Source organism: Nocardioides sp. (genome assembly GCF_050246775.1).
Taxonomy (GTDB): domain Bacteria; phylum Actinomycetota; class Actinomycetes; order Propionibacteriales; family Nocardioidaceae; genus Nocardioides.
Genome location: NZ_JBFWVK010000010.1, coordinates 11,817 through 29,058 on the forward strand (window position 1 = coordinate 11,817; position 17,242 = coordinate 29,058).

General features: G+C 64.7%; 13 protein-coding genes. 5 read left to right on the forward strand and 8 right to left on the reverse strand.

What is annotated here, in order from left to right; translation table 11 throughout:
• Window positions 1-210: 210 nt before the first annotated feature.
• Together AB7I40_RS23055 and AB7I40_RS23060 are read right to left on the reverse strand one after the other, a co-directional pair.
• Window positions 211-990, reverse strand: a complete 780-nt coding sequence (locus AB7I40_RS23055; RefSeq protein ID WP_428347403.1) for a type ISP restriction/modification enzyme — start codon at window positions 988-990, stop codon at window positions 211-213.
• On the reverse strand, window positions 897-5,003 hold the full coding sequence (locus AB7I40_RS23060; protein ID WP_428347404.1) for a DEAD/DEAH box helicase: 4,107 nt from the start codon (window positions 5,001-5,003) through the stop codon (window positions 897-899). The genes AB7I40_RS23055 and AB7I40_RS23060 overlap by 94 nt, the downstream gene beginning before the upstream one ends.
• Between AB7I40_RS23060 and AB7I40_RS23065 the strand changes: the two genes are divergently transcribed.
• Together AB7I40_RS23065 and AB7I40_RS23070 are read left to right on the forward strand one after the other, a co-directional pair.
• Window positions 5,002-6,129, forward strand: a complete 1,128-nt coding sequence (locus AB7I40_RS23065) for a DUF4192 domain-containing protein (RefSeq protein ID WP_428347405.1) — start codon at window positions 5,002-5,004, stop codon at window positions 6,127-6,129. The two genes, AB7I40_RS23060 and AB7I40_RS23065, sit on opposite strands and share 2 nt — an antisense overlap.
• A gap of 8 nt (window positions 6,130-6,137) precedes the next feature.
• Window positions 6,138-6,293: a hypothetical protein gene (locus tag AB7I40_RS23070; protein WP_428347406.1), complete on the forward strand. Its 156-nt coding sequence runs from the start codon at window positions 6,138-6,140 to the stop codon at window positions 6,291-6,293.
• 136 nt (window positions 6,294-6,429) lie between these two features.
• Here the strand turns inward: AB7I40_RS23070 and AB7I40_RS23075 are convergent, their stop codons facing one another.
• The 4 genes from AB7I40_RS23075 to AB7I40_RS23090 form a co-directional block, all read right to left on the reverse strand.
• Complete coding sequence (locus tag AB7I40_RS23075) at window positions 6,430-7,164, reverse strand: DUF5677 domain-containing protein (protein WP_428348140.1); 735 nt, start codon at window positions 7,162-7,164, stop codon at window positions 6,430-6,432.
• Entirely contained in the window at window positions 7,157-8,935 is a 1,779-nt protein-coding gene (locus AB7I40_RS23080) for a zinc-ribbon domain-containing protein (protein WP_428347408.1), read from the reverse strand. Before AB7I40_RS23080 ends, AB7I40_RS23075 begins: the two co-directional genes overlap by 8 nt.
• A complete protein-coding gene (locus AB7I40_RS23085; RefSeq protein ID WP_428347409.1) occupies window positions 8,932-10,209 on the reverse strand; it encodes a hypothetical protein in 1,278 nt (425 codons plus the stop codon). The genes AB7I40_RS23080 and AB7I40_RS23085 overlap by 4 nt, the downstream gene beginning before the upstream one ends.
• Window positions 10,210-10,426: 217 nt before the next feature.
• A complete protein-coding gene (locus AB7I40_RS23090) occupies window positions 10,427-10,891 on the reverse strand; it encodes an AAA family ATPase (protein WP_428347410.1) in 465 nt (154 codons plus the stop codon).
• Window positions 10,892-11,276: 385 nt separating this feature from the next.
• On the opposite strand from AB7I40_RS23090, the gene AB7I40_RS23095 reads away from it, so the two are divergent.
• On the forward strand, window positions 11,277-11,639 hold the full coding sequence (locus tag AB7I40_RS23095; protein ID WP_428347411.1) for a hypothetical protein: 363 nt from the start codon (window positions 11,277-11,279) through the stop codon (window positions 11,637-11,639).
• Window positions 11,640-12,050: 411 nt separating this feature from the next.
• Window positions 12,051-12,662 carry a GIY-YIG nuclease family protein gene (locus AB7I40_RS23100; RefSeq protein WP_428347412.1) on the forward strand — a complete coding sequence of 204 codons (612 nt, stop codon included), beginning with the start codon at window positions 12,051-12,053 and terminating at the stop codon, window positions 12,660-12,662.
• 88 nt (window positions 12,663-12,750) lie between these two features.
• Here the strand turns inward: AB7I40_RS23100 and AB7I40_RS23105 are convergent, their stop codons facing one another.
• Together AB7I40_RS23105 and AB7I40_RS23110 are read right to left on the reverse strand one after the other, a co-directional pair.
• The gene (locus AB7I40_RS23105; protein WP_428347413.1) at window positions 12,751-13,194 is read right to left on the reverse strand and encodes an OsmC family protein; all 444 of its coding nucleotides are present in this window, start codon (window positions 13,192-13,194) and stop codon (window positions 12,751-12,753) included.
• 121 nt (window positions 13,195-13,315) lie between these two features.
• Window positions 13,316-13,942 (reverse strand): CG0192-related protein, encoded by a 627-nt coding sequence (locus AB7I40_RS23110; RefSeq protein WP_428347414.1) that lies wholly within the window; start codon window positions 13,940-13,942, stop codon window positions 13,316-13,318.
• Between the two features lie 319 nt (window positions 13,943-14,261).
• Between AB7I40_RS23110 and AB7I40_RS23115 the strand changes: the two genes are divergently transcribed.
• Window positions 14,262-17,102 carry a M36 family metallopeptidase gene (locus tag AB7I40_RS23115; RefSeq protein WP_428347415.1) on the forward strand — a complete coding sequence of 947 codons (2,841 nt, stop codon included), beginning with the start codon at window positions 14,262-14,264 and terminating at the stop codon, window positions 17,100-17,102.
• Window positions 17,103-17,242: the final 140 nt, after the last annotated feature.

A 17,242-nucleotide genomic window follows, 5' to 3' on the forward strand; every position in this document is an offset into this window, starting at 1 on the left:
TGAACATGATCTGACCTGGGGAAACGATCGATCCGGCCGCTGGCTGAACCCACTCCCCAAAACCTCACAACGACCTCACTCTTTGTCGGACTTTGCAGCCAGGCGCACGCTTTGGAGCATCAAAAGTGGCGCAAAAGTGTGAATGTTCGGATGCACAGGCTGGCGGGTCCGACTGTACCGGCGCCTCATCATCAGAGCGACCGCTTGTTGTTAGTCATCGACCTGCACGTTGAGGGCTGGAAGCGCGTCTACGATCTTCATTGTCTCGAGACTGACGGTGACAATGCGAGCCAGCAGGTCGAGAATGTAGCGCGGGTCGCCGACCTCGCGGGACCAGTCGTTGGGGTCGTTAACGATCTGGGACGGCTTGTCGGTCTTGACCTGATAGCGATCGATGATCCACTCGACCGCCGAACGCGAACCCAACATGTAGCGGTACGCCCCAGATGGGATCCCAGTCACCGTGATCCGGTCGTTGTAGACGACCGTGGTCTTGTCGGCCCGCTCCCCCGCCGCCTTCTGCTCGCCCGTGGGCTTGCCGAAGCGCAGCTTTTCGACCCGAAAGAAGTCGTAGGCAGCTTCACCCTCAGGGCCAGTTACGTCGAGCCCCCCCAACGGGTGGAGCTCCACGGATTCGTAGCCGAGGTGCAACTCGGACAGGGCCCGTCCGGCGGCAACGAACGCGTGAGCATCGGCGGGATCACCGACGAGCGGGATTCGCGGCAGCATCTTCCGCAGGTCCGCGGCATACCTCTCCCGATAGTCCGGAGAGTGCAGCACACCGTACACGTAGAAGAAGACGTCGTCCTTCATGAAAGTTTCGCCGTACGCAGACACAAACCGCCGCAGTGCGGCATCGGTGATGTTGTCAACCCGCCGGAAGTCGTCCACCACGCTTACGTCGTCGTTCTCTGCAAAGTCGAGCCCGCCGTCATCCACTCTGAGGTATTGCCATCGGGTGAGTACTCGTACCGCAGCAATTCCCGCCACTCCGGCGTCAGTTGCACTGTTTGTTGCGAGGGCCAGAAACGGCGGCGCCATCGAACCCGGCAGCGGGACAAAAAACCTGGATTGACACCCGGGACCGGAAATAGCCGACCGACAGCGCCTGGCCGATCGATCCATCTTTGGTCACCGCAGAAGTTCAGCTTCTGAAATGGCCTATACATGGCGGGCCGCGCGCGGAGTTGCGATGCATCCAGCACTTCACGTCTCAGCAACCGGGACTCAAGCGCAGAGGACCACTTGATGACGGTGCTATCGCTTGTTCGGTGCCCGCCGAGCGCCGCTGCGTAGGCAGTCAGCGCCCTTTTCATATTGTCAACAAGTCGCGACTGACTGAAGTTGTAGGCCCATGCGTCCCGATTGGTCTTGATCCCCGGTCCGCCAGCTCCAAAGACACATACTTCGTCCGTGCTTCCCTCGAGCCGAAGGAACCGCTCAAAGTCGTCGCGGCGTTGGTTGAGCCAGTCACCGTGAACGTTCGGTGAGACGACAACGGGTTCAAGTCCCGCTACTCCCCCGGCCTCGGCGACCTTGGCCAACTTTTCGTCGCGTGTGAGGTAGTCGCCGATGTCGGTGTAGTGGATGGTGGCCAGCCCAGTGACGTCCGGCTTCTTCACTAGGACGGTGATCGCGACCGTGGCGCGGGAGCCAGCATCGAATACCTTGCCACCTTCACGACGGCTCTGCTCTCCGGCGGTGCGCTGGTTGCCTCGCAGGTTGAAGATGTGGATGGTGGAGAACTCTTCGGCCAAGGACCTGCGGAGTCCGTCGGCGGTGTTGGCGTCGAGGAAGCCGCCGTTGGTGACGAATGCGATCACGCCGCGGTCGTCAAGCCGTAGCGAGGCCCATTTGATGGCGCGGATGTAGGAGTCGTAGAGCGAGTTCTTGAGCGTCGCGGTCGACTTGGCGGCGTACGTATCCCTGATCTTGCTGTCGATGGTGGGGTAGGCGGTGTTGGCGTTGTCGTCGTTGGCGGAGTCCTGGCCGACCGAGTAGGGCGGGTTGCCGACGATCACGGTGATCGGCAGAGCCCGTTGTTTGACGATCCGGTCGTTGTTCTCGGGGAAGATGTCGAGGTCGTCGCGGTCGCCGTCCTCGTAGGACTGGAAGGTGTCGGTCAGCACCAGCCCGGGGAACGGGGTGTAGCCGTCGCCGCCCATGGCGGCGGCGTACGTGGTTTCGATGTTGACTGCGGCGATGTAGTAGGCCAGCAGCAGCATCTCGTTGGCGTGCAGTTCGGTGGCGTATTTGCGGGCCAGGTCGTGCGGGCTGATGAGCCCCGATTGCAGCAGTCGGACGATGAAGGTTCCGGTGCCGGTGAAGCCGTCGAGGATGTGCACGTCTTCATCGGTGAGGCCTTGGTCGAACTCTTCTCGGAGGACTTGGTCGGCGGAGTTGAGGATGAAGTCGACGATCTCGATGGGGGTGTAGACGATGCCGAGCCGGTCGACGGTCTTCTTGAAGGCGGTGGCGAAGAACTTGTCGTACAACTCGACGATGACCCGCTGCTTTCCTTCGGCGTCCTGCACGCCTTCAACCCGGCGCCTCACCGAGGCGTAGAACCGTTCGAGTTTGTCGTTCTCGGATTCCAGGTTGTGCTCGTCCAAGGAGGCGAGCATCAGCTCCATGGTCTGGGCCACGGGGTTGTGGGCGGCGAAGTCGTAGCCGGCGAACAGGGCCTCGAAGATCGGACGAGTGATGAGGTGCTGGGCGAGCATCTCGATGGCTTCTTCGGCGGTGATGGACTCGTTCAGGTTGCCGCGCAGACCGTCCAGGAATGCCTCGAACTCCCGGGCCGGCGGCGAATCGGTGGCCGCCAGTAGGCCTTTGATTCGGGTGATGTGGGCGTGGGCGATGTCGGCGACGTCGCGGGCCCAGGTTTCCCAGTATTTCCGCTCTCCCACCTTCGCCACGATCCGGGCGAACATGGCGTCGCGGTAGGCGTCGATATCGAACGACAAGGCAAGCTGGGTGTCCTGCGGCTTCTTGTCAGCTCCTCGTGTGTTGGCGTCGTCGGTGTCTTCGGGTCGTGGCGGGACGACGTCGATGATGAGTCGGTCTGTCTTGTTCTTGTTCAGCTCGATCTGGTTGATCATCGCGTGGAACCGGTCGTCGTGGGAGCGCAGCGCCTGGAGCACCTGCCAGACCACTTTGTAGCGGTCGTTGTCGCGCAGTGCGTCCTCGGCAGCAACGCCGGACGGTACGACGACTGGCAGGATGATGTAGCCCAGTTCCTTTCCTGGGGCCTTGCGCATCACTCGGCCCACCGACTGCACCACGTCGACCTGCGAGCCCCGGGGAGTCAGGAACATCACCGCGTCCAACGCGGGGACGTCGACGCCTTCGGATAGACAGCGAGCGTTCGTGAGCACCCGGCACACACTTGGGTCGGCATCGGCCTGCAGCCAGGCCAGATGCCGATTGCGTTCCTGAACGCCCATCGTGCCATCGACATGGGCGGCCTCGACCCGGACCTGGCCACCGACCCGGTCCGGGTCGCCATCGATCGCACGATCAACCAGTGCTGGGAACGACGCAGCGGCTTGCTTGGATGCCCGGATGTCCTTGGCGAAGGCCACCGCCCGCCGCATGCCATTCTCAGTGCCCGTCGGGCTGGCCTCATGGGTGCTGCCGTAGTTCTTCGACAACCCGTTCCAGCAGCCGATCAGCTTGGCCGCATCGCCCAACGCGATCTCGCCGTGTCGGGCCATCTCGGACTGGAAGTTGGCTGCCACGTACGCCTCGTCGACCGCGAGGACCAGCACCTTGTAGTCGGTCAAGAGGTCTGCCTCGACGGCGTCGCCGAAGCCCAGCCGGTGCAACTCGGGCCCGTAGACCGATTCGTTGTCCATCGAAGCCAGTACGGCCTCGGCCTCGGCCGCTTTGCGTCGTACGTCTTCACCGAACAGCCGCGGGGTCGCGGTCATGTACAGCCGCTTCGTCGCGCGCAGGTAATCGTTGTCGTGGACCTTCACGAAGTGCGACTCATCCGCGTCCGCCAACGTCACCCCGGTGGTGCGGTGGGCCTCGTCGCAAATGATCAGGTCGAACGCCCCCAGACCTTGGGCCTGAGCCTGGGCGATCACGTCGATGGACTGGTACGTCGAGAACACCACCGTCATCCGGTCCCGGGCCCGCTTGCCCCGCGACATCCGCTCCACCAGCTTGGTGGCATCAGTGGTCGCGGGCTCGGTCAGGTCGACCGTGGACAGGTCAGCCTCATCAGTGGCCTTGCGACCGACCCGGACATCGGAGCAGACCGCGAAGGGTCGGACCTCGATTGTGCTCTCTGCCATCCATTCGCGCAGGCTCTGCGACATCAACTGGATCGACGGCACCAGGAACAACACGCTGCCACCAGCACCGACGAGGTCCTCGGCGATCTTCAGGCTCGTGAACGTCTTCCCGGTGCCACAGGCCATGATCAACTTGCCGCGATCACTGGTCGCCAGGCCGTCCCGGACGTCGTGCAAGGCACGTTGCTGGTGTGGGCGCAACGTCTTCGGGCCGGTGGCCACGAGGACCTCAGGGGTGCTCCACGAATACTCCGCCCAGTCCACATGGGCCGAGTCCAGGAAACCGATATCGATGCGCTGCACCGGCACCGACTGCCCAACAATCGTGTCGAAAGCATTTGCCGACCAGGTCCGCGCGGTGTCGAACACATAGCGCTGGGTGAACTCGGGCTTCGCCGAGGCAGCCACGAACGAATCGATATCGCCCTTGGACACTGTGTGCGTGGAGTCGTAGAACTTGCACTGGATCGCCGTGAACGCGTCGTCATTACGGTTGCGGGCAACCAGGTCGATCCCCGTGTCCGGACGCCCGCCCCGCTCTGGCCATTCGCTCCACAACCACACCTGCGAGAACCGAGTCGCCCACTCGGGATCACTGGTGAGGAACGCCTGCACCAAGCGCTCGAACCTGTCCCCCTTGTCCCGCTCATCCAGTGCCTTCGCCCGAAGCTCATCCAGCAATTCATGGATCGTGGTCGACATGGACTGCATCCTGCCTCATCGTTCTTTGGCAGGCCGCGACACCACGCCTGGCATTGGGCTGACTGCCAGGGCTTTCGGGTGCACGGTGGCGGCGGCTGCTTCCGCGCACCTGGATGTCATGACACTCTCGGTCCGCTCCCCCGACGAGCTCGTTGCAGCCATCCCTCATCTGCTCGGCTTCAAGCCCGAGGAGTCGATCGTGCTCGTGCCCCTGAGATCAGAGCTCCCCATTGCCCGAGTTGACCTACCTACCTCCACCAGCGATAGCGACCTGGTCTGGAGTTCCGTCGGCAGCGCCTTCAGTCGCCATGCCCAGCCTGGCGCCAAGGTGGCGATCGTTTGCCTGACCACCAACCGCCAGCACGCAGACTCAATCAGTCAAGACTTCGCCGGCCGGCTCGCGGCCATCGGCATCACCACCCCCATCAGGCTGTGGGCTGACAACGTCGACTGGGCTGATCTCGCTACTGGCGAGTCTGGCCCTCAGACCGGGCTCGCCCGCGAACGTCTCGCCGCAACCACGGTGCTGGCCGGGCGGTCTCAGCCAGCCACCAGCCGTGACTCGCTCGCGTCTTCTCTGGTCGGTGACCGCGAGCCCATTGCAGCTCTTCTTTCCGCGGCTCGGGCAGAAGCCGTCCGGAACACCGCGCGCTTCGAAAGGCCGTGGGCCTTTGGCCGACTCCAGCAGTTTCACGCTGACGGCGTCCGACTCAGCGACGCTGACGCGGCCCGGCTCGTCGTGGCAATCAACTCCATTCCTATCCGTGACACGCTGTGGAATGACATGACACGCGAGACCGCAACGTCGCACGTCGCGCTATGGAGCGACCTGACCAAAAGGGCGCCGGACGACGTGCGAGCCGCACCAGCCTCGCTGCTGGGCTTCGCGAGCTGGCTGAACGGGAATGGCGCCATGGCTTGGTGTGCCCTCGACCAAGTGCCCCCCGACAGGCCCTGCCCACTCGCTGATCTCGTCGCCGCAGCCGTCCAAGGCGGAATGCATCCGCGCGAGTGGGAGTCCGCAAAGGTCCCCGATCCTCAGCGCGACACTGATCGCGATTCGGGTCTCGCGTGGCAGCGAGCCAGGTTCGCGCAAGACCCCACTCGCCCTGCTCTTGGGACGTGAGGATCGAAATGAAGCTCACCTACCGACGCCGTCAGCGCTCGAGCCGACTGGAGCGCCTCCTGTTGGGCCGCCTCGCGGCAGACACCCAGCGGCCACCGATGCCTAGATTTCTGGTCGACGTCGTGTTTAAAGCCGACGTGAGGCTCGACACGGGCCTCGCCTGAGACGAGAGCCACTTACTCGGCGTCAAAATATGCGGTGTCCCAATCGCGGCTATGACGCTGATTGGAAGCCGCTCTCATCGCGGCTAGATCCGGCACACGACTCGCAGCCTCGGCCGGCGAATCGGGACACACCCAGTCAGAAAGTGGGCCCGAGCCGGGACTTCCAGCTCTCCAGGTCGTCGGTCAGGAAACCGTCTGGTAGCAGCTCGTTGTAGGCCTCAAGAGCGGCGCGGCCCGCGGCAGCGCACAGGATCGGCAGGTCAGGTGGCAGAAGCGGGCTGGACTCGAATAAGGTGAACGGCCCCTCATCCTTGACCTCGTAGTACGCCTTCGCCGATGCAAAGGTGGCGTGCGATGTCCAGGTCTCGATCAGCCAGGACCTATAGAGGATGCCAAGCCCGTACTTCTCGGCGCGGTGGCGGGTGTTCAGCAGGTTGTCCACGCGCCTGGAAGACTCGTCGGTCTCGATGGTAAGCAAGTCGTCGATGAGCGCCACGACCTCGTCGGTGAGTTCCCAGCCGGCCGCCTCGGCCTCTTGGAACTTCGAGACTTCCTTCTGCCACGCCCTCCACGTCGACTGGAACGCGTCGCTGGGCTGCTCCTTGATCCAGTGGAGAGCCATGACGTGCTCGAACATCGAACGCAGGAGGGGTGAAGCCTCCGCGGCGAACCCGTCGGCGTCCATGCGCAGGACAGCCTGTCCGGAGCGCATGACCCGGTTCGTCCAGCCGTACATCACGGCGACGGCCTCTTGCGCAGCCAGGAAGGCCCGTGACGAGCCCGAGTTCGGGAGGGGACTCGGCATGGGTGCCTCGCGGAACCGCGCGACCATCTCGGCGAACATCTCGCGGCTCTCGGCATTGTCAGGCATCGACCCAATCCTTCACCTTGGCGATCACGCCATGTGCGTCGGGCGCGGTCGCGTGCACGACGAACTCGACATACCCGGGGTCCGTCACGCCAAGCGGGGGTAACGGGTGCTCGCGGAGCCTGGCGACGAGGTAACCGGCCGCGAGCAGGTCGACCGACTTGGCGGTGTCGATCTCGGCCTTGTCCGCGTGCCAGTACGCGCCGTCGTACTCAATGGCGACCTTCCGCCCGTCCGGTAGATCGACGACGACGTCGACGAGCCACCGTGCCCGCCGCTTGAACGCCTCGCTCACCACCGGCCGCCCAGAAGCCGCGGACCCGAAGATGGTCTCCGCCGCGGCATGGTGGTCGAGTTCCACCTTCGACTTTCCCGTCTCCCGGCACTCTGGGCATCCCGCCCCAGCTGTGCGCGACGTCAACGGCGCCTGCCACGCATGGGCCGGGTTGTTGGCGCAGATCCACTCAGGCACGAAGGTCGTCTGCCCGGACGGCCGGACCTGCCAGGCCGTCAGCGGGTTGGCGTCAGACCACTCGGCCGCGAGCTCCGGGAAGTGGTAGGCCAGGGAGTCGAGGATCGAACGGCACTCTGGACACCGGGGGCGCTGCCCCTTCTCCCGTTCCCGCGGGGATGCCTGCCAGGTGTGTCCGCACTCGGCGTCGGTCCACGACAGGATCCGCCTCGAATCAGGCGAGATGGTCTCAAGTCGGATCTTGCCGTTCAGCGTCGGATGGAACTGCGAGGCGATCTCGCGGTTCATCGTGTGTGTCTCCGGGTCGACGGCCACGGCTTCCAGCCGCTGCGTCCTCGTGGCGTTGCCCCGGCACGACGGACAACCCGCCCGCATGAAGGAATGGGGCGAGAGCCTCGGGTGGTGGCCAGCGGGACAGCGGAAGCGGCGAACACGCAAGTCGCCCGCCACCATGACCATCGCGGGATCCGCCTCGTCCGCCCAAGCGGCAAGCAGGTCGGGGATCGCGGCCACCGGCGTCTGCTTGAGCCGGGCGTACTCGACCTCCCACTCGGCTCGGCGCTTCACCGCGCAGTCCGGGCAAGACGGATAAGCCGTCATGTCACAAACCTTCTCGGTGAACTCACGTCCGCAGTCGGGGCACCGCCAGTGCGCCTCGCGTCGAGCCTTGGCGGTGACCGTGTTCCAAGTCGCGGAGTCGTTCCTGTCATGATCCCACCAGCCCAGCACGGCCAGCCCTGAATCCTTCAGCAGGTCCTTCTTCTTCGAACCCGCGGGCTTGCGCGTCTGGCGCTCCCGCCGGGGATTAGTCAGACAGGAGCAACCCCAACCGATGTCCCCGAGCCGCTTCGCACTGATTCGGCCGCACCGCAGGCACCGGACCCGATGCGGGTCGTCCGGAAGCGAGGGCCGCGTCAGCGACCCCAGGTACTCGTAGCCGTTCTTTGCAGCGTGGTCCTTGGCCGTGTCCTCAGAAACGGGTTCACTCTTCGCGTGGCCCCCCTGCAGCCCGCGCGCCTCGGCCGCCCACGAGCGCCAGTGGCAGGCGCGACATGTCGCCTCGCCGATCTTGTTCCGGTCTAGGACGTACTCGAACCGGTAATGCGCCTCGCACCCGCAAGAGGTACAGCGGGTCAGCCGATACGCCGTCGGCTTGGTGAACGGCTCCAGCGGCACTAGTCCACCGCGATGAAGGATTGAGGTGATGTGACCGTCGCACCAGGTCGGTTTCGTGCGGGTCCGATAAGCGGCGGGGTTCAAGCACCCCGGTTCGGAACATGCCTGTGTCTGCAACGTCGTCACGGTGCGAGCCTCCCGACCAGTTCGCGGTACCAGGCGGTGAAGGAGTCCCGCCAGTTCGGTTCGGTGGGCGCGACCTCTTCGGCGAACCGCTTGATCTGGCCCGACCAGAGATCGCGACGGGTAAGGCCTTCTTCGGCAACCGTCATCAACGCGGCCCGAAAGTAGGTCGTGCGTCGCTCCGCAATGCGATCCATGACGAAGTGCTGGAGGCCGAGGCCTGCTTCGAGCGCTCTCGCCGCCTCGGCGGGGGTGGGTGAGTAGCCGCCGTGGACGACGCGGTGACGTAGCCGATAGGCGGATCGGAACCACTCGCCGACTGCACCGGTCTCGGTGGACCACTGTCCCTTGAGGCGCGGTTGGAGTTCCTGCTTGAGCCGACGGAGGACCTTCCCCTCTTCGAAGAGGGGAACCGCGTCCTCGACGGCGACGCCTTCTTCCCACAACAGCAACGCCAGGATCGCATCGAGCATCACCTCGCATGAGGTGTTCGCCAGGATCAGCGCATGCGCTTCCTCGCCGAGGACTTCATGGGCCCGCCGAGCCTCGATCCAACGTTCCCGCCAGAGATTCAAGGGGTTGCCTCGGTTCTCCTCGGAGAACCAGTGCCAGAAGCGCGTCTCGATGTTCTCGTCGAAGTCCCGGCTGCGGAACGGGTCAGGGAAGTTCGCGTGGTCGAGAAGCATGAGGCTGGGACCGTCCCAGACATCCTGGGTCGGGCGGATAAGGAAGACGGGCTGGCCGTCGACGACGCCCATTTCCCGCACGCCGTCGGTGGTGTAGACGAGGACTTGGGAGACGGTCCGTGCGTACGTCGGCAGGCCGCAGGGAGTCTCGGTCGCCTGCCGATCGGCCCTCACAACCTGGCGCGCCGCGTACAGGCACCGGGTGAACACGTCGGAGCGCGGCGTCCAGTGCGAGGGTTGATCGAGATCGGCTTCCGAGATGGGATCGGGCGAGTCCCAGATGGTCAGCGCCTCCACGACCGTCCACTCGATGTCCGGTTCCACCGACGCCGGCTCCTCAGCCTGGGGTGGGAGGCCCGGCGCTTGGCCCGTGGTCTTCATGAGTGCCTCCAACGCGGCGGTGCTACGCCCGTGGGGCGTGGTCACCTGGTGGAAGATCAGGCTGACCTCCGGGTCGTCCTCCCTTGGCTGCGAGCCATCGCCGGTGGTCATGACGACCTGGTAGCCGTCCGGCAAAGAGATGGGCTCTGGCAGGACGAAGAAGACCCGTGCGAGCCGCAACTCCTCGACCTGGACCTCTGGCTCAGTCACGTTGGCGGTGGTCCTCTTTCTCTGCTTGCGCCGGAAGCTCATCAGTTGTTCGTCGGGTCCGGCGGCGTCATCAGATCCTCGATGATCGGCTGCATCCTGTGCATGCTCTGGGCGGTCTCGTAGTCGACCCAGATCTTCATGCCCTCACGGAACGCGCTGGGCGTGAGGACGAACGCGGCTAGAAGTGACGCAACGAACTCTTCATTAGATCTCGGACTCAGCGGTGCTCCAAACTCTGGGCAGACCCGGGCATGGCGCTTGCTGGCGGTCGGTAGTCCGCGGAAAACTCGCGAATGAGCTGAATCTCGCGTTCGCATTGATCTCGGCCTCGAAGGCGCACGTTGTGCGCTGCGGCCTCTGGATCGTTGGCGAAGTAGATGAGGTCAATCTCTACTCCGGGCACATCTTGGCGCATGAGACTGACCAAGCGATCGATAGCAGATGCCCTGCAGTAGGAGATGTCGCTGACCAGAACGGGCGTGCCGCCCCGGAGCGTTTCGATAGCTGAGGGGCGGTTTCGACTCCATTGCGGATCGGACTGATCGGCGATCGCATGGGCTTGGTAGTCATCAAAGATAGCTACTTCCGGGTGCGAAACCTGAAAGCGCTCTCGAAGAAAGGTGGACTTCCCTGAGCCCGGCAATCCAATCAAGACGTGCAATCTGCCAACTTGATTGCTCATGGCCGGACCCTAGCGCTACGAGGCCACCGTCGCGGGACTCCGCCGCGGGCTCACGCGGAATGACTGCCTCACGCTAAGCGACTGATCGGCGCAAGGAGTCCGCCCGGTACCGCACGGCGCCGCTGACCGCGACAGCTCGCCGACCGCCTGCACACCGCTCTCTTGACCTCGGCGGGACGCCTCGCCGACCCCACCGGCCTCCCGTTCGACGCGGCCCACTTGGCCGAATACAACGCCCTGACTACCGCGCTCGACGATCTGCTCGCCCTGAAGCCGTGCCTCGCACCGCGTTGTCGGCGACGTAGGGCAAGGTGCTATCCCGGGAAGACTCACCCGTCGACCTCGCTGGACTCCTCCGGCGCCATGGAACCTAGGAGATAACCCCATGACTGTCGTGCTTCCGGACCACGATGATGCCGCTCACCCCGAAGACCCGGCGCGCATCGTCAGCGTGCAACCCAACCTCCCCTTCGACTGGCACCAGGGAGACATGATCGTGCTCAGCCTCGACCTCGACCGACCTTTCGGCGTCTACGAACTGCGCGAAGTCGACAACCGGATGAGGAACTGGCGTGTCTTCACGGGCAGCACTCGGGCGGAAGTCGAGATGCAGCAGGTCGACGACAACACGCTGACCAAGCTCCAGAAGATTCTCACGCGCCTCCACGAGGAGGCGACGAGGCATTGCGAGGAGGCCGAGCAGTCGCGCAAGCTGCTCGATCGCATCATCGACGGCTGGGATCTCTAGGCGCACGGGCTCACGCTCCGCGGGGTGCATCCGCGTGGCGCAGTCTTAGTCGATCACCTGCGCTCGCGGTCCTGCGGCCGGCGCGAACGCCGACACCGTTCGCGCGAACCCGAGCTTCCTAGGGGACGCAAACCATCGGCAAGTGCTGCGGCAGGTCGGCCCGCTGTACCAATTCCGGCATGCCGCGCTCCAGGAGCATCTCGTGGCATTCAATCCTGACCGACCTGTCAGGAAGTAGCCTCTGGAGTCCCTGGGTCGACCAACCTCCGGCCAACCCTCTAGGGACCCGCACGCATGGGACACGTCGGATCAGATACCCCCTGAACTACTAGCCCGCGCCGGCAGGCGGCGTTAAGACACACGTCCCGGCCCGCTTTACGCGTTGGCCGATGAACGAGCAAGGATGTGCTCATGAACCCGGAGTCTGCTGCCTCTCAGGCGCTCATCAACCTCGCGGGAGTGCGATACATCCGCTCTGAGGCGACCCATCGGGTCCCGAAAGCATCCGGCCTCTACGCCTTCTATGGTGACGAACAGGCGTGGACAGACCTCGATCTCTCTCCCACCTTCGACGGTCAGCCACTGTACGTCGGCAAGGCCGAGAAGAGCCTGAACGGTCGTGATGTCGGCACACACTTCGCGACCGGCAAGACTGGATCGTCGACCGTACGCCGCAGCCTCGCCGCGCTGTTGGCTGCTCAGCTCGATCTCGTGGCCGTGCCGCGGAATTTGGCGAAGCCGGATGGAAGTGCGAATTTCTCGCTCGACGCAGCCGGTGACGAGCGCCTGAGCCGATGGATGGAGGAACGTTTGGCGTTGGCGGCGTGGGTCAAGCCCGAAAATGTCCCTCTTGATGAGGTCGAGACGGCGGTCCTCCTGCGGCTCCGGCCGCCCTTGAATCTCGACAAAGTCGGAGAGCCGCGCGAGCGATTGCGCCGCGCCCGCGGCGCGTTGGCGGCGGACTCGCGGGTGTGGGCAGCCGATGCAGCTTCGCGCTCGCTGGAGACGGGAGAGCAGCAATAAACCAGCACGCGGATATGACGCGCCCTTGTTGATCACACAAGGCGGATCCAGAGGCCGTCCAACACCGCATCGCCCCGGAATGCGAGGTTCAGGCGGAGACGCGGATGGCTGGCTCGTGGCGCACGCGAAAGTTGACGCTGTTGGCGATGAAGCACAACTCATTGGCACGGCGGTGCGCGTCCCGTGCGGCCTCGATCATGCTGTCGTTGGTGACGAGGATCTCTGGATGTAGCACCACCTCCGTGAACCGTCCGCTCCCGTCGGCCCCGGTTGTCATCGAACCGGTCGGGCGGTCGAGGTAATGGGTCACGACGACGCCCGCCTCAACGCACACGTGGAGATAGGACAACATGTGGCACTGGGCCAGTGAGGCGAGAAGGAGCTGCTCGGGGTTCCATCGCTCGCGGTCGCCATGGAACGTACGGTCCGCCGAGCCGAGTAGCTCGGGCGGTCCTTCGGCCTCCACCGTGTGAGTGCGTTTGTATCCGCGGTATGTGGAGGTGCCATCCCCGGTGTTCCCGGTCCAGGTCACGGTCAGCGTGTAGCGATGTTCCATGGGGTCAGCCTGCCCTGGATTGCCCTCGTGGCGGGCGCGCCTCAGAACAAGGTCGCGACTGTCAGCAAGTCATCGGATGGGTCGTTGGAGGGGATCGTCAGGGACGGCGCAGGACGGCCAGCACCGTGGTCTCGTTGCTGTCGGCGACGCTCGCGGTGAGGTGCGGGCCGTTGCCGAGCTGCGCACCGACGACGCGAGCGACGGCAATCTCGACCTGATCGGCGGTCACGACCGTGACGGCGTCCTCGTCGGTCACCCCGTCGATACTGCTGACCCGAGGGGCGGAGCCGTCGCTGCCACTGCCGCGGACCTGCATCCGGGGAGGCACATCGACTCGCCGGCCATCCTTCTCAATAAACATCTGGGCCTGTCGGCCGGCTGTCTCGATCGTGTCGACCAGCGTGGCGGCCCACACCGGGTCACCACACCCGTCGTACACCCATCGCTCGCCGAGCACTGAGTGCTCCGTGGTGCCAATCAGGTGAGCCTCCGCACCGCCGAGAGGAGCAGCCCGGTAGGTCAGCGGCGTCTGGAGGACGATGTCGTCGTCGGTGCGCCAGAGGATGGTCTCGACGCCCACCTCGCCATCGGGGTCGTCAAAGCGATACTCCGCGACCTTGCCGGCGATCTTCTGCCCTGCGGCCCACGACCGGCTTGGTAGCCATGCCTCGACGAGCTCCTGCTTGGTGGGCGACAGTGTGGCTGTGTGGTGCACGATTCCCATGCCGGGAGCCTAGGCCTCCCACGGACGGCGTGCCCCTCGACCTCAAGTCCCGACACGAACGGCGATTCTCGGTCAAGTTCCAGGAGCGGGCCTGCTCCAGGCCAAGCTATTGACCTACCGGCTTCAGTCGGCGCTCGAACTGCGTTCCCGGAGACCCGATCATCCAGGTTGAACGCGCGTCCTGTTCGCGGAATGTCGCAACCTCATCTCGGGCGACCCGGTCTTCATCGACAATTCCTTTGACAGGTCTCGTAGGTCGCTCTAGCGTCCGGAGGGGCCACACCTCGTGGTGTTCTCGGCCTCCAACATAGGATCCGTGATGAGTCGCGAAGTGGATGTCAGGGAGATCACCCGGCTCGATGACGACGGGGCGATGTCTCGGCGAATCTTCCAACTGCGCGGGAACCTGACCGGGCATGACCCGGTGGCCAACGACGACGTGGCAGGGCTGTCGGCTGTGGCCCAGTCGGTTATCAGTTCTGTGACGGGTGATGAGGACCCCGGCGCGGCCCACGCGTCGCGCTGGCGAGTCGAGTCGACAGTTTCGCCCACCAGCTCTGGTGCGGTGGCCGTTCATTTCGAGCAGACGTTCGCGGACATTCCGGTGTTCCAAGCTGGACTCACTGTGCGCTTCTCCTGCGCCGGTCTCCCGGTCGAGGTCACTGGAACTGTGGTGGGGTGGTCTGACCAGGGGCCGGCGAGTCCGGGGATCGATCCCGTCGATGCGGTCCTTGTGGCGCTCAAGCACCTCGCGGAGCCTGACCACGTCGCTGATGACGGCCTGGATTCGTTTGGGCAGCCTCGCAAGGGTGTCGACATCGACCCGGGATCGGTCGGGATCACGATCTCTTCGGCCGGAGACGATGCTCAGCGGACGACGTGGGTCGGCCTTTCGCCTTGGTCTACGACGGCCTTGGTGTCCCTGGCCTGGTTCGATCTCGGCGCAATGTTGGTGCTCGGCTGGCAGGTGAGTCTCGATCTTCCCGACGCCCAGGGCAGTTTCCGTCTGGTCGTGGACAGCGTCGCCGGAGAGGTCCTGTACAGCCGGTCGCGTGTGTGTGAGGTAGTGGCCAACGCCATGGTGTCCGCGCCGAACCCCGACACCGCGGCGCTACTGCGGGCAATGCCCGAACCCTTGAGTCGCTACCCCGTCAAGACGCCCTCCGGCGGCATCGATGGGTTTCCCAGGGATGACTGGATCACCAAGGACTCCACGCAAGGAAACTGCGTCTCGGTGACGCTCGACACCGGCGGTGAGGCCGTCGGCTCCGTGGTCGACGGGGTCATCCAGTTCCGCCCCACGAGTGACGAGGACATCCGGCGAGTGGCAGCCCAGTACTTCTGCAGCTATGCCCACGACCTGTTCTGGCTGCTGGGTTTCAAGGAAGGGGACGGCAACTTTCAGCTGGACGACTACGACGAGAACGGCGCCGAGGACCAGGACAGAGTCAACGCACTGGTCTATCCAGGGAAGGTCAAGGGAACAGCGAGTATGGGCCCATCGGTGGATGGAGCGTCCCCCACACTGCGGATGGGCCTGTATGTGCCGACGGGAAGGCACACCGCACTGGACGAGTCGGTCGTGATCCACGAATACACCCACGGGGTGGTGAATCGCCTGGTTGGCGGCAAAACCAGCACCACTGCCTTGGACGCCGCCCAGTCCGCGGGGATGAATGAAGGATGGGCGGACTATTTCGCGTGCGTCGTCACCGGTCTCAATGTGGTTGGGTCCTGGGTCGTGAACAGCTCCGCAGGAATGCGAAGCAATCCGTATGACCAGAACTACCCGAGCTTCTACTCAGATCTCGCCCCGTCCAAACCCTCAGCCGAGGAGCATGACTACGGCGAGATCTGGTGTGCGGCGCTGATGGAGGTGGACCGGAGACTGGGGACCGAGATCACCGCACAGCTGGTGCTCGATGCTCTCAAACTCACTCCCTCGAACCCGACCTTCCTGCAGGCGCGCGATGCCGTGCTCAGCGCCCTCGACGACATGGCTACCGCATCGGGGTGGACGAGTGGCGATGCGCAACTGCGGATGCACGAGGCCTGGTCCGCCTTCGCCCGGTTCGGAATGGGTGTGCTCGCGTCGAGCCCGGCATCCACCACTTTCGTCGGAGTCCAGCCCGACTTCTCGGTGCCTTCCTTCAGCCCGTCGGCGTACGCCGATTCCGAATTGGAGCCCTACGAGCCGGGCGGACGACAGGTAGGGCCGACCCCAGGTGTGTCGACCTGGGGCCCCGACCGGCTGGACCTCTTCTGCTCAACCTCGACCGGGATGCTGCACACCTGGCACGCGTCAGACATGCCGCTGGGGAGTGTGTGGGAATCAATCGACGGTGCCACACCCACGGTCGGTCGACGCTCCGGGGTAGCCGCCTGCTCCTGGGAGCCGGGAAGGATCGATGCCTTCATCATCGGCGACGACGGCACCCTGCACACGCTCGCACACGACGTCGCCACCGGTTGGGGCATGTGGGCAAACCTCGGCGGGGCGCTCGATCCAGGTTGCTCACCTGCGGTGGCCTCCTGGGCCCCGGGAAGACTCGATGTGTTCGCCAAGGGCCCCGCCGGCGAACTGATGCACCTGTGGCGAGACTCCGCGACCGGTTGGGGACGATGGGAATCACTGGACCCGTTCGTCGGCTCCCGGAAGCTCTCCTCAGGCCTCAGTGCGACAGCCCCGGCGCCGGGGCGACTGGTGATCGCGGGGCTCTCCGTCCAGGGCTACCCACAGGTCTGTGACTACGACGTCTGGCTCGGCACCTGGACCCGATGGAACCTCGCCCACACCGCGTCCCCAGCAGCTGGCGACCGTCCGGCTCCAGCCATCACCGCTTCGATCCCCCACTTCCTCCAGTCTCCGTCACCGACAAGTCGCCGACCAGTCGACGTCGACCTCTACGCGATCGCACCAGTGGACGGCACACTTCAGATCACCCATTCGCACTGGTCGAGGTCATGGGACACCACATCCCGCCAACACCCGGCCGGCAATCACCGTGGCCTCGGAGTCGCCGCCTGGTCTGAGAAGCGCCTCGACCTCGTCGTCGCCGACGAACTCCCCAGCGGAGACCTGACCCGCATCGGGCGACTCGTCCACCAATGGACCAACTCAGCCGCCGCCCCACCTCAATCGGAGACGCTCGACCTCTGACCAGGAGACGGCGCCGCATCATCCGATGCCGTGAATCAATGCCCCGACGCGAGCCGACGCATGATCAGCAGTTCACCGTGAACAGTCTCTCGAAAGCCGTATCCGTTTCGCGGTGGAATGGGACACTTCGTGTCCCGTCC

Coding starts and splice junctions, on each gene's coding strand:
- AB7I40_RS23065 (WP_428347405.1), top strand. CDS start 5,002: ATGGACTGCATCCTGCCTCATCGTTCTTTGGCAGGCCGCGACACCACG.
- AB7I40_RS23060 (WP_428347404.1), bottom strand. CDS start 5,003: ATGTCGACCACGATCCATGAATTGCTGGATGAGCTTCGGGCGAAGGCA.
- AB7I40_RS23070 (WP_428347406.1), top strand. CDS start 6,138: ATGAAGCTCACCTACCGACGCCGTCAGCGCTCGAGCCGACTGGAGCGC.
- AB7I40_RS23075 (WP_428348140.1), bottom strand. CDS start 7,164: ATGCCTGACAATGCCGAGAGCCGCGAGATGTTCGCCGAGATGGTCGCG.
- AB7I40_RS23090 (WP_428347410.1), bottom strand. CDS start 10,891: ATGAGCAATCAAGTTGGCAGATTGCACGTCTTGATTGGATTGCCGGGC.
- AB7I40_RS23095 (WP_428347411.1), top strand. CDS start 11,277: ATGACTGTCGTGCTTCCGGACCACGATGATGCCGCTCACCCCGAAGAC.
- AB7I40_RS23100 (WP_428347412.1), top strand. CDS start 12,051: ATGAACCCGGAGTCTGCTGCCTCTCAGGCGCTCATCAACCTCGCGGGA.
- AB7I40_RS23110 (WP_428347414.1), bottom strand. CDS start 13,942: ATGGGAATCGTGCACCACACAGCCACACTGTCGCCCACCAAGCAGGAG.
- AB7I40_RS23115 (WP_428347415.1), top strand. CDS start 14,262: ATGAGTCGCGAAGTGGATGTCAGGGAGATCACCCGGCTCGATGACGAC.